Below are 14,053 nucleotides of genomic sequence, written 5' to 3'. Positions count from 1 at the left end.
CGACAGCAGTCGTCCCTGGGTTCCCGCCGGTCCGACCTCGGCCGGTGACGATGCACCGCGCCCAACTGGCCGGCTACGCCTGGCCGGCCATGGCAGACGCCGACCGGTCCGGTGCCACTGCGGAGATCTCCGCCACGAGGTCGACACCGTCGGAGCCGACGACGGTCGCCGCGCATCGATCCCCGGGGCGGAGGGTGTTCGACGGCAGCCGGACCAGGCCGTCGATCTCCGGTGCCTGGTGTCCGGCCCAGCCCTCGTGCTCGGCCGAGACGATCACGTCGACGGTGGAGCCGACGCGCTCCGCGGCGCGGCTGGCCATCGTGGTGCGGGCCAGCGCGGTCAGCTGCGCGACCCGTTCGCCGATGACGGCCGGGTCGGTCTTGTCGGTGAAGCCGCTGGCCTCGGTGCCGTCCTCGTCCGAGTAACCGAAGACGCCGACGGCATCGAGGCGGGCCTGTTCGACGAAGCGCATCACCTCGTCGAAGTCGGCGTCGGACTCGCCCGGAAAGCCGACGATGAAGTTGGACCGCAGGCCGGCTGCGGGGACGGCGTCGCGGATCTGCCCGACGAGGTCGAGGAAGCGTTGCCGATCGCCGAACCGGCGCATGCGGCGAAGTATCGGCCCGCTGGCATGCTGGAACGACAGATCGAAGTACGGTGCGACGCCCGGCGTCGAGGCGATCGCGGCGATGAGCGACGGTCGCAGCTCGGCGGGCTGGAGATAGTGCAGCCGGATCCGGTCGACAGCGCCGGCGAGCCGGGGGAGGAGCTTCTCCAGCGCGGCCAGGTCGCCAAAATCCTTTCCGTAGGAGGTGGTGTTCTCGCTGACCAGGACGAGTTCCCGCACGCCCTCGCCGGCCAACCACTCCGCCTCGGCGACCAGCTCGTCCGGATGGCGGGATACGAATGCGCCGCGAAACGACGGGATGGCGCAGAAGCTGCAGCGACGGTCGCAGCCGGAGGCCAGCTTGAGTGGCGCCGCTGCGGCACCGGCGAGGCGCTTGCGCAGCGGCTGCGGACCCCGACCGGGGCCGGGGCCGGGCCGGTGCCCGTGACCCGGCACGTGCGCGTCCTGGCTGTGCGGACGGGCCGCCGGGGTGAGCGGCAGCAGCCGGCGGCGGTCCCGCGGCTGGTGTGCTTCGATCTCGCGCCCGCCGAGCACGTCGTCGAGACGGTCGGCGATCGCCGGGTAGTCGTCGAACGACAGCACCGCCGACGCTTCGGGTAGGGCCGCCGCCAGTTCTTTCCCGTAGCGCTCGGCCATGCAGCCGGCAGCGACGATCTTTGCGCCGGACTGGGCGGCCTTCAGCACGGTCGTCACGGACTCCTGCTTGGCGGCCTCGATGAATCCGCAGGTGTTGACGACGACGACGGCACTGCCGGACGCGTCCGAACCGCCGTCGGAGACCTGCCAACCCGCGGCCTCCAGCCGGGCGGCGAGTTCCTCGGAGTCGGTCTCGTTGCGTGCGCAGCCGAGCGTGACGAGTGAGACGGAACGCTGTTGCGACATCGGAACCCCCGTGCTCATAGGTGTGTGCGCCGAACGCGGACGGTGCGCTTTCGTCGTGCCTACGATGTCCGACCCCTCCGAGGGATGTCCGACCCCTCGGAGGAACAGGTCCGGGTGCGGGCGACGCTCGCCGGCCGCACCCGGACGGCGGTCAGCAGGCGGGGCGCCGGACCGTGGGCGCGTCCTTGACCCGCCCCCGCACCGTCGGCGCGTCCTTGACCCCCGGCGCGTCCTTCACACCGGTCTGGGGCAGGTCGCGGCTGGCGGACAGGTCTTCGCGGGCTTGCCGGACGAGGTTGTCGATGCCACTCATCGCTTCTCCATTCGACTCGACTGACCTGGCGCTGCTCTGGGGCCAGACGGCAGCTCGGCGCTGGCAGTCATCGATGATGGCGACAGTCCATCGGCTCCCGCAGGGGGCGGGGGGCGAGTGATGTCCCCGATCATCACTGGCTCCGGACCGGTGGGTCACGCGCCCACCGGTTGCTCAAGTATGTTGGAGCGCGCTCCCGAAGGTCAAGACGGTGATCGATGCGCCGCGAGCGGGACCGGCTCGGGTAGCGCTCTGGTGAGTGCCGTGACCGTCGGCGCCACCAGTGTGGCCACCACGACGAACACCACCGAGAGTGCCAGCCACCCCACGCCGTCGCCGGACAGCACCGTCGGCGCCAGCAGAGCCGGACCGAGGATGCTCTGGGCGGTCGTGCCAAGGTTGAACACGGCGAGGTGTGTGGAGAGGGTCTCCTGGTCGGCGAACGCGTAGGAGAGCTCCCAGCCGCCGGCCGACTGCCACAGCTCCCCGAAGGTCAGCAGCAGGACACCCACGGCCAGCACGCAGACGCTGAGCCAGACGTTGGTCCGGCCGGTGACCGCGATCAGCAGGCAGGCGCCGGCCATGGCGACGCCGGACCAGCGCAGTGCCCGTGCGCCGCCGGAAACCCCTCGGGCGGCCTGGGAGAAGCGGACCTGGAGTACGACGGCGAGCACCGTGTTGACCACGACGGCGAACGGCACGACGGCCGCCGGAGCTGCCGTCGACTCGATCGTCCAGAGCGGGATCAGCACCGCCAGCACGGTCATGTGCAGGCAGAGCACGCCGTTGAGGCCCGCGAGCGCGAGGTAGCGGTGGTCCCGCACGCTCGCCAGCGCGCGCAGCGGCGACTGCCGGGGCCGGCCGTCCGGTCTCGGGCGGCTGGTACGCACCCGGGAGAGCAGCACGGCGGCGACCACGAACGAGAGTGCGTCGCCGAGCATCACCGAGCGGTATGTCCACTCGGTGCCGGCCGCGAGCAGTGGGGCGGTGGCCAGCGCGCCGACGCCGAACCCGACGTTGCGCAACGCCCGCATCGCCGCCATCGTCGGCACCCGCCGCTGCGGCCCCACGGCGTCGGAGACGACGCTCTGGGTCAGGCCGGAGGCGGCGCCGTCGGCCACGGCCAGGCACGACGCCAGTACGGTGAACGCGAGCGGTCCGGCCGCGAAGGCGAGCCCGACCTGCGACGCCGCCCGCCAGAGTTGGACGGCGACGAGCACCTGGCGGGAGCCGAGCCGGTCGGCGAGCGCCCCGATCGGCACCGCCGAGACGAAGCCGACCGCACCGGCGACGGCGAGGCCGAGGCCGACCTGTGCCGGGGTCAGGCCGACGGAGCGGACGAAGAAGATCGTCGACCCGGCGAGGAACATGCCGGTGCCGATCGAGTCGACCAGCGCGACGACGACGAAGACCCGGGGAATCTCGCCGTCCCCGCCGAGCATCGCGCGCAGCCATCTCATGCCTGATCGCTCGTCGTCACGTCGACGAGGCGGACGGCGTGCTCGGCGCGGGCCACGGCCTCGGCGGCGTCGCGGCCGACCGCGAGGACGTACCCGGCGCGCTGCCACGAGGTGGTGAGCGCCTCGACGACGTCGCCGGGCCGAGCGGTCACGGACACCTCCCGGACCCCGTCGGCCCGCTCGGCATACGCCGTGCCGGTCACCCCGGTCACCACGCCCGGACCCGCGTGCAGGAAGCGGATCGCCGCTGCCCGCGGCGCGATGTCGGCGCGTGGTGGACGCCGTCCTTCCAGGACCGCCACATGGTCGCCGATGAGGCTGCCGCCGTAAGCGAGATCGATCAGTTGGTCGATCCGGTCACCCGGTGCCCGTGCGGCGCACTCCACCAGGTGCGGCTGGTCGCCACCGACCAGGATCCACTCCGAGTGCAGCAGTCCGGAGCCGAAGCCGGTCGCCTCGACGAGTCCGGCCACGAGTTCCGTGATCGTCCTCGTCAACGCTCCGTCGAGCGCCGCGGGCGCCACGTGCCCGATCTCCACCGGAAACCGTCCGGGCAGCACGGACTTGCCGGTGACGTTGCTGAAGAGCAGCTCACCGTCGGCCACCAGGGTCTCCACACTGATCTCGGGCCCGGTGAGTCGCTCCTCGACGAGGTAGCGCGGGGGCAGCGGCCGTCGCGCCCGCAGCTTCACGTCGTCGGCCCCGGTCGTGTGCCGCCAGGCCGGGCCGACCGGGTCGTCCGGACCCAGGACCTGCACGCCGATGCTGGCCTGCAGGTTCGCGGGCTTGAGGACGCACCAGCCGTCGTGCTGCGCGCGGAAGGCGGTGACCTGGTCGGGAGAGGTGACCGGTTGCCATCGCGGCTGGGGCAGGCCGGCGGCGTCGGCGGTGCGGCGGAGCAGGGACTTGTCGCGGAAGGCCCGCGCCGCGGCCAGCCCGGCACCCGGTAGCCGCCACGCCTCGGCCAGGGCGGCCGCGGCTACCACGCTGTATTCCACGGTCGGCAGGACGGCCCGCACCGACGGTGGCCGGTCGACGGCGGCGACCAGGGCGCCGGCATCGCCCTCGAGTTGGGTCGGCGCGGCCACCAGGCTCGCGACGCACCGATGGTGTGCCACGGCGGTTCGCACCGAGCGGGACTCGATGACCTCCGGTTCCTCCAGCACGGTGACGGTGGCCGGCGGTAGTAGACCGTCGAGATCGGTCAGTGTTCCACGCGAGTAGCCGACCGCGACGTAGCCGGCGTCCGTGGTCATTCGGCCCCCTCCCCACCGGGCGTTCCGTCCTCGCCGGGCGTTCCGTCCCCGTCGCGCGGCCCGTCCCCGACCGGGATCGACGCGTCGGCGAAGAGCCGCGCCGCCACCCGCCGGTGCGCCGCGTCGGCGGCCGAGGCCGCCTGCTCCGGGGTCGCGGCGACCGTGACCACGTAGCCGAGGCGGTCGTCCGACGACCTGGGCGGCCGGACAATGGCGCCGGGGCCGGGCGTGGTCAGGCGCTCGCGGACGACTCCGCCGACGCCCCGCGCGGCGCCGACCGGCAGTGGGTCGGCGAGCCGCGCCGGCCGGGCAGCGGTGAGGAAGCGGATGGCGGCGCCGCGACTCCGCACCGGTGCCGGCGGCGTCCGGGCCGTCCCGACCAGATCCAGCAGGGACTCCCGCATGAGGTTGCGACCGGTGGCGAGCATGAGCAGCTCCCAGATGCGGTCGCCGCCGATCCTGCGGTTGATCTCGACGATCGCGGGACCCGAGGATGTCACGATCAGCTCGACGTGCGACGGCCCGAGCCGGTGCCCGATCGCGGAGAGTCCGCGTACCGCCTCGTCGGCAAGGGCCGCCGCTGTCCGGCGGCCGACCCTTGCCGGCATGACATGGCCGGTCTCCACCCGGTGCGGGTCACCGGTGGTGAGCTTCTCGGTGATCGCCACCACCTCGTGCCACCCGTCGACGGTCCGCGTCTCCACGCTGTACTCCGGACCGTCCAGGAACTGCTCCGCGAGTATCCGGGCGCCGCCGTCGACGGCGGCGGCGTGCGCCCAGGCTGCCTCCGCCGCCCCCGGAGACCCGACGGCGTGGACGCCCTCGCTGGCCGATCCGGCCACGGGCTTCACGATCACCGGGAACCCGACCTGTTCGGCGAGGTCGACGATGTCGGCCGGGCCGTCGCACAACCGGTGGGCCACGGTCCGGCAGCCGCCGTGGTGGAGCTGCTTGCGTACCACCGCCTTGTCCTGGCCGAGGGTGTGTGCCGGACCGGGCAGACAGGGCAGCCCGAGCCCGCCGGCGATGGTGGCGACGGCCGCGAGCGCGAACTCCCGGAACCCGGCCACCGCGTCGAACGGGTCGGCGGCGTGCAGCAGGCTCGCGGCGGCCAGCGCGGCGCCGGGGTCGCGGTAGTCGACCTGCTGGTACCGGTACACCCAGTCGGCCTCGCGGTCGTTCGCCAGCTCCGGCAGCTGGAACAGCGACATCCTGGCGGGCAGGCCGACGAGCTGGCTCGCCAGCTCCGGCCAGGCGCCGACGACGAGTACGTGCATCTGGACGCCCTACCCGACCTCGACCTCGATCGTCGCGGCGAGCTTGCCGCAGGCGTCGTCGAGCCGCTGCCGGGACTCCGCCGTGAAGATGACGTGCCCGTTCGACTGGGCGACATGGGGTGGCACGTCGACCCGGTCGCCGACCCGGCGGTAGAGGACCACCTCGTGCACGGACGGGTCGGCGGTGGCCGCGTCGACGCCCCGGAACGCGACGACCCGGCCGGGCCGTTTCGCGTAGAGGTCGAAGATGCCGATCGGCACCGGGTCGGGCCGCGGCGCCAGGTGGACCTCCCGGCCGAGAGCGAGGTCGATGGCCGCCTCCACGAGGTCGACCGAGCGGCTGAGCAGCACCGATCGGTAGATCGGTCCGCCGCCGATCCGGGCGGCCGTCTCCAGGATCGACGGACTGCCGTCCGGGCGGACCCGGAACTCGGTGTGCGTGACGGCGCTGTCGATGCCGAGCGCCCGGTGGGCCGCCGCCGTCAACCGTCGCACACTGGTCTGGACCTCGGTGGAGAGCACGGTCGGTGTCGCGGTGTAGACCTCCTCGAAGGAGGGCCCGACCATGGGCAACGGCTTGTCGTGGATGGCCACCACCTCGGTGCGGCCGTCCTGCACCACCGACTCCACACTGATCTCGCCACCGGGAACGTACTGCTCCAGCAGCACCGCGCCCCGGTATTCCTCGCGCGCCGAGTCCCGCAGCGGGTCGTAGCCGAACGTGTCCCATGCCTGACCGCGAATCGCGCCGAAGTGCTCCGCCAGCGCATCGGGGCTCTCCACCCGCAGCACGTACTTGCTGCCTCCGCCGAGTATCGGCTTGAGCACCAGCGGAAACCCGAGGCGTTCGCTCTCCGCCCGAGCCTCGGCGGTGGTACGGGCCAGCGCGAAGCGTGGCTGCGGGATGCCGGCACCGGCGAAGGCGCGGCGCATCGCGTACTTGTCCCGGGCAAGCCGGGCCGTGTGCTCACTGACGAAGGGAAGACCGAGCGCGGCGGCGACCGCCGCGGCGACGGAGACGCTGTGTTCGACGAACGTGACCACCCCGCGTAGCGGCTCCGGTTCGGTGGCGGCGAGCTGCCGGGCCGCCGCCACGGTCAGCGGGATGCTGGCGGTGTCGACCGGTACGACGGCGTCGACGAACTCCCCTTCCCAGGTGGGTTGCGCCATCAGCAGGACCAGTCGCTCGCCGAGGCTGGTCGCGTGGTCGCGGGCCCGGGCGAAGTGTGGTCGCCTGCTCGGACTCGCGGTGTGCACGATCAAGATGCTCATGATGAATCCCCCGTAGTCGGCATCTGTTGCCGGAGTGTGCCGCCCGCCTCGCGCGGCGGGCGCCACGGCGCACCGACGATCGAGCCGCATCCTACCCATCGACGACCATGTCGTGGTCGCCGTACAGTGCCGGGGCGCCCGAACCCGGTCGAGGGTGGACGGGCGGTGAGGTCGTCGGCCGGGGCGGTGAGGTCGTCGGCCGGGGCGGTCAGGTCGTCAGCCGGAGCGGTCAGGTCGTCGGTCGGTAGTGGCCGGTGAGTCGGCCCAGCTTCAACGCCAGGTGCAGACAGAGCCGCTCGGTGCCGTCCTTGAGATCGGTCTCGGCGAGCTGTTCCACCCGGTGCAGCCGGTAGTAGAGCGTGGTGCGGTGCAGCCGGAGCTGCTCGGCGGTGGCGTGCGCGTTTCCGGCCAGGTCAAGATAGGCCTCCAGCGTCTCCAGCAACACCTGGTGGGAGTCGTCGCGCAGCAGCCGTTCCAGCCCCGGATGGACGCCCGCGACGTCGAGGTGCCGGCCGTCCAGCCGGGACAGCACCCGGTAGATGCCGAGGTTCGACCAGGCGACGACCGGCCCGAGCGCGGAGAGCTGCCCGCCGACCCGGGCCGACTGGCGGGCCTCGTCGTAGGCGTGCACGACGTCGGCGAGCCGGGGGCGGGGCTCGCCGGTCCCGACCACCACCCGGGCCACCGGGGGCAGGTTCCGGGTCGCCCTGTGCAGCCCTTGGCTCAGGTGACGGGCGATCGCCTCGGTGGACGGCCGGCCGCCGCCCCGGCCGCCGCAGATCAGCAGTACGCCCTGGTCGTGCCGGACCAGGTGCAGCGCCTCGCGTACCCCGATCCACCTGCGGGTGGCCACCAGCACCTGTTCCAGGGCGATCCGGGCCACCTCGTCCAGCACCTGCCCCCGGGCCGGCACGAGTTGCGCCACCACCGCGTTGGCCGGCCCGTCGGCGGCGACCACACCCTCGGCGAGCAGCGAACGGACCGCCTCGGTGCGGATCTCCGGACTGTCGACCAGCAGTGTCCGGGCCGCCTCGGCCTCACGCTGCGACGCCAGTTCGCCGAGCAGGTTCTCCCGGTAGAGGGCGAGGGAGAGTTCCGACATCGCCCGGGTCACGGCCTGGATGTCGGAATCCGTCATGCCGCCGTCGGCGTCGATGAACCAGACGAAGCCGAGCAGCACGTCGTGGTGACAGATCGGCACGCAGAGCCGGGGCAGCAGGTCCAGCTCGGGGCAGGCCGGGGTGCGCAGCGGCGTACGGGCCTGCATGATGCCGACGCCCTGGAACCAGGAGATGACCTCGGGGGTGGTGTGCCGGCGCAGGATGGAGGTCCGGCGCACGTCGTCCATCACTCCGGTGTGTTCGCTGTACACCACCACCCGCTGCCGGCGGTCCTCGATCAGCGCCGGCCGGCCGACCCGGGCCGCCACCGCGTCGACGATGCGTTGCAGCTCCGCGTGCATGCCTCCCCCGGGTCCTCCGCGTGACCGGCCGGCGGCGGGACTCCGATCGCCCCGCTGTGCGGAGCCGTCGGCATCGGTGCCGCCGGTCCTTACCCTCTGACGGCGCCGGCCGGTACGCAAGAGGTCCGGCCGGTGCGGCACGAGTCCCCCGACAGAAGTCCTGATCACCACGGTGGGCTTCCTGCACTTGTCCGAAGACCCGGAAACGCCGGCCTTCGTACCGTGCTTGCGACCTGTCCCGCCAGGGCCGGCAGCGAGGGACGGAACTGGTGGGGCGGACGGGCCGGCGGAGAGGACGGCATGGCGGGCAGCTTCGACGTGGTGGTGGTCGGCGCCGGCATCGTCGGTGCGGCCTGCGCCTACGCCTGTGCGCGGCGGGGGTTGACGGTAGCCGTGCTGGAACGGGCCGGTCTGCTCGCCGGAGCCACCGGTGCCGGCGAGGGAAACCTGCTGGTCTCGGACAAGCTGCCCGGCCCGGAGCTCGACCTGGCGCTGCTGAGCAACGAACTCTGGCGGCGCTGGGCGGCCGAACTCGGCGACCGGTACGGCGACATCGAGCTGGAGGCCAAGGGCGGGCTGGTGGTCACGGGCGTCGGGCGGACCGCCGATGCCGGAGCGGCGTTGGCCGGACTCCAGGCCACCGCCGAGGCGCAGGCGGCGGCGGGCGTGCTGGTCGAGACGCTGGACCCGCTCGGGGTGTGCGACCGCGAGCCGGCGATCACCCCGGAGCTGGCCGGCGGTCTCTTCTATCCGCAGGACATGCAGCTCATGCCGGCGAAGGCCACGGTCGCGCTGCTGGCCGCCGCCCGGGAACACGGTGCCGAGGTCCGGCTGCGTACCGAGGTCACCGGCGTGCGCCGGGACGGGGCCGGCCGGGTGGTGGGGGTACGGACCGACGCCGGTCCGGTGTCCGCCGGGGGCGTGGTGAACGCGGCCGGGGCCTGGGCCGGCCGGTTCGCCGGGCTGGCCGGCACGCCGGTGCCGGTCGTGCCGCGCCGGGGTTTCGTCCTGGTCACCGAGCCGGTCGTCCCGCCGATGGTCCGGCACAAGGTCTACTCGGCGGACTACCTGGCGAACGTCGCCGGCGGGGGCGCCGGGCTGCAGACCTCGACGGTCGTCGAGGGTACCCCGGCCGGCACCATCCTGATCGGTGCCACCCGGGAACTTGTCGACTTCGACCGGCGGTACCACGCCGAGGCGGTACGCCGACTGGCGCACGGTGCCGTACGGCTCTTCCCGGCGCTGGCGGAGATCCGGGCGATGCGCGTCTACCACGGCTTCCGGCCGTTCTCCCCGGACCACCTGCCGGTGATCGGCGCCGACCCGCGTGCGCCGGGCCTGGTGCACGCGCACGGGCACGAGGGGGCCGGCATCGGCCTGGCGGCGGCCACCGGGCACCTGGTCGCCCAGGTCGTGCTGGGCGAGACGCCCGACCTGCCACTGGGTCCGTTCGACCCGGCACGGTTCCGCTCCACGATGGAGGACGACCGTGCCGTCGCCTGAGGCCGGTGCCGGGCAGGCGTCGTCTGAGGCCGGCGTCGGGCAGGCGTCGTCTGAGGCCGGCGTCGGGCACGCGTCGTCCACCTCCGGTGCCGGCCGGGAGGGCGTCACCGGACCGGCCACCTTCTCCCTGACGGTGGACGGTGAACCCGTCGCCGCGCGCGCCGGTCAGACGCTGGCGGCGGCACTGCTGGCCGGCGGTTGCCGGACGCTGCGGCGGACCAGGTTCGCCGGTCGGCCGCGCGGCGTCTTCTGCGGCATCGGCATCTGCTTCGACTGCGTCGTCGTGTGCAACGGCGTACCGGGTGTGCGGGCCTGCCTGCGCCCGGCCGAGCCCGGTGACGTCGTCTACACCGGCCGGCACCCGGCAACGGTGGCGGGGGCCGGCCGGCGCCCCGCAGGTGTGACCGGGACCGACGAGGGGTCCGCGGTCCGAGAGGAGGGCTCGGCCGGGCGGCCAGCCCGGGAGCGCGGCGCCGCCGTTGCCGGGAGCCGGGCCGTTGCCGGGAGCCGCGCCGTTGTCGACAGCCGCGCCGTTGCTGACAGCCGCGCCGTTGCCGGGAGCCGCGCCGCAGCCGGCGGATGCGTGCGCCTGGCCGTCGTGGGCGCCGGTCCTGCGGGGCTCGCCGCTGCGGTCGCGGCGGCGGAGGTCGGAGCCGAGGTCGTCGTCGTCGACCTGGGCCAGCGCCCCGGCGGCCAGTATCTCCGGCAGTCCACCGTGGCCGGCGCCCGGCCGCTTCCCGATGTCGGTGGTCGCAGCGGTCACCTGCCGGACCATGGCCGGTCGGCGGCTTCCGGCGGCCCGGCCGACCTGCTGCGCCGGGCCGCCCGGAACCCCCGGATCACCATCCACCCCGGACAGCAGGTCTGGTCGGCCGGGGCCGCCGCCGCCGGCGAGGTCGTCCTGCGGCTGCTCGGCCCGGCCGGACCGACCACCCTGGCCGCGCCCGCCGTGGTGCTGGCCCCCGGCGGGTACGACCGGGTCGTGCCCTTCCCCGGCTGGGACCTGCCCGGCGTGGTCACCGCCGGGGGCGCACAGGCGCTCGCCAAGGGGCAGGGCGTGCTGGTGGGCCGGCGGGTGCTGGTGGCCGGCACCGGCCCGTTCCTGCTCGTCGTCGCGGCCGGACTGGCGGCGTCGGGTGCCCGGGTCGCCGGGATCGTCGAGGCGGCTCCGCTGCGGCGTTGGCTCCGGCATCCGGCGGCGATCGCCGGGGCGCCGGGGCGGCTCACCGAGGCCGTTCGGCTCCTCGCCGCGCTGCGCCGGCCCCGGGTGCCGCTCTGGCGCGGCCAGGCGGTCACCGAGGTACGCCAGCACGGTGCGGAACTATCCGCCATGGTGCGCCGGGTCGACGCCGGCTGGCGGGCCGGGCCGGTGACCCGCACCGTCACCGTGGACGCGGTCTGTGTCGGGCACGGCTTCACCCCGTCGGTCGAACTGGCCGTCGCGCTCGGCTGTGCCACCCGTACCGACCCGGCCGACGGGAGCCTGGTGGTCACCGTGGACGAGCTGGGCCGCAGCAGCGTACCGGGGGTGCTGGTGGCCGGCGAGGCAACCGGGGTGGGCGGTGCGGCGCTGGCCGCCGCCGAGGGGCACCTCGCCGGGCTCGCCGCCGCGCACCGGCTGGGGCTGCTCACCGACACCGAGCTGGCCCGGGCCGCCGCGCCGGTGCGGCGTCGGGCCACCCGGCAGCGCCGATTCGCCGCCGCGATGCACCGGGTGTACCGGGTGCCGGAGCGGGATCAGGAGGGCTGGCCGGAATGGCTGCGCCCGGAGACCGTGCTCTGCCGCTGCGAGGAGGTCACCGCCGGCCGGCTCCGGGCCGACGTGACCGCGTACGGCCTCGACGACATCCGGGCGTTGAAACTCGTCACCCGGGTCGGGATGGGGCTGTGCCAGGGCCGGATCTGCGGCCGGGCCGCCGCGGTGCTGCTCGGCGCCGCCTGCGGCCGGGACCAGCCGCTCGAGGACTTCGCCAAGCGCCAGATCGCGCTGCCGGTGCCGCTGGGCGCCGTCGCCGAGGAAGGACCACCACTGTGACAGCTCGCAAGCCCTGGCAGGGCGTCGTGGTCGCCATCCCCACGCCCTTCCGTGACGACCTCTCCGTCGACCTGGACCGGCTCCAGGAGCACGTCCGGTGGCTGGCCGACGAGGGCTGCCACGGGGTGACCCCATGCGGCTCGCTGGGGGAGTACCAGACCCTCTCCGACACCGAGCGGGTCGACGTGGTGCGGGCCACCGTGCAGGCGGCCCCGCCCGGCTTCTCGGTCGTGCCGGGGGTCGGCGGGTACGGCAGCCGGCAGTCCCGGCACTGGGCCGAGCAGGCGCGGGCCGCCGGTGCGGACGCCGTACTCGCCCTGCCGCCGAACGCCTACCGGGCCCGGGACGTCGACGTGCTGGCGCACTACCGGGAGGTGGCCTCGGTCGGGCTGCCGGTGGTGGCGTACAACAATCCCTTCGACACCCGGGTGGACCTCACCCCGGAGCTGCTGGCGGCGGTGGCCGAGACCGACGGCGTGGTGGCGGTGAAGGAGTTCAGCGGGGACGTCCGCCGGCTGCACCGGATCCGCGACCTCGTGCCGCACCTCGACGTCCTGGCCGGGGCCGACGACGTACTCCTGGAGTTGGTGGTCTGCGGGGCCACCGGCTGGATCGCCGGCTTCCCGAACGCGCTGCCCCGGCTCTCCGTACGCCTCTACGAGCTCTGCCGGGCCGGCGACCTGGCGGCGGCGTTGCCGCTCTACACAGAGCTACACCCGATCTTCGGCTGGGACTCCGGGCCGGAGTTCGTCCAGGCCATCAAGCTCGCCATGGAGCTGGCCGGCCGGTACGGCGGCCCGTGCCGTCCGCCGCGCGGCGCGCTGGCCGAGCCGGCCCGGATGCGGGTGACCCGGGAGATGGAGCGGGCGCTGAAGGCCGACGTCGATGCGTAGCCGGCTGGTCCTGCACGCCGTCGACTCGCACACCGAGGGGATGCCGACCCGGGTGGTCACCGGCGGCGTCGGGGTGCTGCCCGGCGAGACGATGCTGGAGCGCCGGCGGCTCTTCGCACGGGACCGCGACGGCCTGCGCCGGCTGCTGATGTGCGAGCCGCGCGGGCACGGGGCGATGTCGGGGGCGATCCTCCAGCCGCCGACCCGGCCGGACGCCGACGTCGGGGTGCTCTTCATCGAGGTCTCCGGCTGCCTGCCGATGTGCGGCCACGGCACCATCGGGGTGGCCACGGTGCTGGTCGAGACCGGGATGGTGCCGGTCGTCGAGCCGGTCACCACCGTCCGGCTGGACACCCCGGCCGGGCTGGTGCGTGTGGAGGTGGCGGTCCGGGACGGCCGGGCGGCCGGGGTGACGCTGCGGAACGTGCCGTCGTTCCTGCTCGCCGCCGACCGCAAGCTGGAGGTGGGCGGGGAGGTCGGCACCATCCGCTACGACATGGCGTTCGGCGGCAACTTCTACGCCATCGTGGACGCCGCCGAGCTGGGGCTGCCGGTCGAGCCGGCGGCGGTGCCCGAGCTGATCCGGCGCGGGTTGCGGATCATGGACGCGGTCAACGCGCAGGCCCCGCCCCGGCATCCGACGATTCCCGGCATCGACGACTGCCGGCACGTGCAGGTGGTGCAGGCCGGTGCCGGCGGGGCCGACGCGCGCAACGCGGTGGTGATCCATCCCGGCTGGGTGGACCGGTCGCCCTGCGGCACCGGCACGTCGGCCCGGATGGCGCAGCGGCACGCGCGTGGCCTGCTCGGGCTCGACACGCCGTTCGTCAACGAGTCGTTGATCGGGACCAGGTTCACCGGCCGGCTGGTCGGCACCACTCTGGTCGGTGACCTGCCGGCGGTGCTGCCGACGGTGACCGGCCGGGCCTGGATCACCGGCACCGCGCAGTACCTGCTCGACCCGGACGACCCGTTTCCCGAGGGCTTCCACATCTGACCCTCCGGCATGATCATGGATGCTCACGCCGGAGGTGTTAGGAAGGGCCCCCGCATCTACAAAAAGCGATAAGAA

Annotated in this window: 11 protein-coding genes; 4 read left to right on the top strand and 7 right to left on the bottom strand. The window is 74.0% G+C overall.

The annotated features are described in order from the left end of the window. Positions 1 to 73: 73 nt before the first annotated feature. From rimO to ACN28C_RS25345, 7 genes are all read right to left on the bottom strand, one after another. The gene (rimO, locus tag ACN28C_RS25375; protein ID WP_422770037.1) at positions 74 to 1,528 is read right to left on the bottom strand and encodes a 30S ribosomal protein S12 methylthiotransferase RimO; all 1,455 of its coding nucleotides are present in this window, start codon (positions 1,526 to 1,528) and stop codon (positions 74 to 76) included. Positions 1,529 to 1,661: 133 nt separating this feature from the next. Continuing rightward, the gene (locus tag ACN28C_RS25370; RefSeq protein WP_422770036.1) at positions 1,662 to 1,823 is read right to left on the bottom strand and encodes a hypothetical protein; all 162 of its coding nucleotides are present in this window, start codon (positions 1,821 to 1,823) and stop codon (positions 1,662 to 1,664) included. Between the two features lie 203 nt (positions 1,824 to 2,026). Next, positions 2,027 to 3,283, bottom strand: coding sequence for an MFS transporter (locus ACN28C_RS25365; protein WP_422770035.1), 1,257 nt, complete (start codon positions 3,281 to 3,283; stop codon positions 2,027 to 2,029). After that, positions 3,280 to 4,539 carry an ATP-grasp domain-containing protein gene (locus tag ACN28C_RS25360; protein WP_422770034.1) on the bottom strand — a complete coding sequence of 420 codons (1,260 nt, stop codon included), beginning with the start codon at positions 4,537 to 4,539 and terminating at the stop codon, positions 3,280 to 3,282. The genes ACN28C_RS25365 and ACN28C_RS25360 overlap by 4 nt, the downstream gene beginning before the upstream one ends. Then, entirely contained in the window at positions 4,536 to 5,816 is a 1,281-nt protein-coding gene (locus ACN28C_RS25355; protein WP_422770033.1) for an ATP-grasp domain-containing protein, read from the bottom strand. The genes ACN28C_RS25360 and ACN28C_RS25355 overlap by 4 nt, the downstream gene beginning before the upstream one ends. A 9-nt stretch (positions 5,817 to 5,825) precedes the next feature. After that, entirely contained in the window at positions 5,826 to 7,088 is a 1,263-nt protein-coding gene (locus tag ACN28C_RS25350; protein ID WP_422770032.1) for an ATP-grasp domain-containing protein, read from the bottom strand. Positions 7,089 to 7,317: 229 nt separating this feature from the next. After that, entirely contained in the window at positions 7,318 to 8,550 is a 1,233-nt protein-coding gene (locus tag ACN28C_RS25345; RefSeq protein ID WP_422770031.1) for a PucR family transcriptional regulator, read from the bottom strand. A gap of 300 nt (positions 8,551 to 8,850) precedes the next feature. Here ACN28C_RS25345 and ACN28C_RS25340 point away from each other — a divergent pair, with 300 nt between their 5' ends. From ACN28C_RS25340 to ACN28C_RS25325, 4 genes are read left to right on the top strand one after another with little or no spacing between them, the layout of a single operon-like run. Continuing rightward, complete coding sequence (locus ACN28C_RS25340) at positions 8,851 to 10,053, top strand: NAD(P)/FAD-dependent oxidoreductase (RefSeq protein WP_422770030.1); 1,203 nt, start codon at positions 8,851 to 8,853, stop codon at positions 10,051 to 10,053. Continuing rightward, positions 10,040 to 12,088 (top strand): 2Fe-2S iron-sulfur cluster-binding protein, encoded by a 2,049-nt coding sequence (locus tag ACN28C_RS25335; protein ID WP_422770029.1) that lies wholly within the window; start codon positions 10,040 to 10,042, stop codon positions 12,086 to 12,088. Before ACN28C_RS25340 ends, ACN28C_RS25335 begins: the two co-directional genes overlap by 14 nt. Further along, positions 12,085 to 12,981, top strand: coding sequence for a dihydrodipicolinate synthase family protein (locus ACN28C_RS25330; protein WP_422770028.1), 897 nt, complete (start codon positions 12,085 to 12,087; stop codon positions 12,979 to 12,981). The genes ACN28C_RS25335 and ACN28C_RS25330 overlap by 4 nt, the downstream gene beginning before the upstream one ends. Further along, entirely contained in the window at positions 12,974 to 13,978 is a 1,005-nt protein-coding gene (locus ACN28C_RS25325; protein ID WP_422770027.1) for a proline racemase family protein, read from the top strand. The genes ACN28C_RS25330 and ACN28C_RS25325 overlap by 8 nt, the downstream gene beginning before the upstream one ends. The last annotated feature ends 75 nt before the right edge of the window (positions 13,979 to 14,053 follow it).

Origin of the sequence: Plantactinospora sp. WMMC1484 (assembly GCF_049315195.1) — a bacterium.
Lineage (GTDB): Bacteria > Actinomycetota > Actinomycetes > Mycobacteriales > Micromonosporaceae > Plantactinospora.
The sequence above is the reverse complement of the archived record's forward strand: the minus strand, read 5'-3'. Positions and strand labels throughout refer to the sequence as shown.

Coding starts and splice junctions, on each gene's coding strand:
- rimO (WP_422770037.1), bottom strand. CDS start 1,528: ATGAGCACGGGGGTTCCGATGTCGCAACAGCGTTCCGTCTCACTCGTC.
- ACN28C_RS25370 (WP_422770036.1), bottom strand. CDS start 1,823: ATGAGTGGCATCGACAACCTCGTCCGGCAAGCCCGCGAAGACCTGTCC.
- ACN28C_RS25365 (WP_422770035.1), bottom strand. CDS start 3,283: ATGAGATGGCTGCGCGCGATGCTCGGCGGGGACGGCGAGATTCCCCGG.
- ACN28C_RS25360 (WP_422770034.1), bottom strand. CDS start 4,539: ATGACCACGGACGCCGGCTACGTCGCGGTCGGCTACTCGCGTGGAACA.
- ACN28C_RS25355 (WP_422770033.1), bottom strand. CDS start 5,816: ATGCACGTACTCGTCGTCGGCGCCTGGCCGGAGCTGGCGAGCCAGCTC.
- ACN28C_RS25350 (WP_422770032.1), bottom strand. CDS start 7,088: ATGAGCATCTTGATCGTGCACACCGCGAGTCCGAGCAGGCGACCACAC.
- ACN28C_RS25345 (WP_422770031.1), bottom strand. CDS start 8,550: ATGCACGCGGAGCTGCAACGCATCGTCGACGCGGTGGCGGCCCGGGTC.
- ACN28C_RS25340 (WP_422770030.1), top strand. CDS start 8,851: ATGGCGGGCAGCTTCGACGTGGTGGTGGTCGGCGCCGGCATCGTCGGT.
- ACN28C_RS25325 (WP_422770027.1), top strand. CDS start 12,974: ATGCGTAGCCGGCTGGTCCTGCACGCCGTCGACTCGCACACCGAGGGG.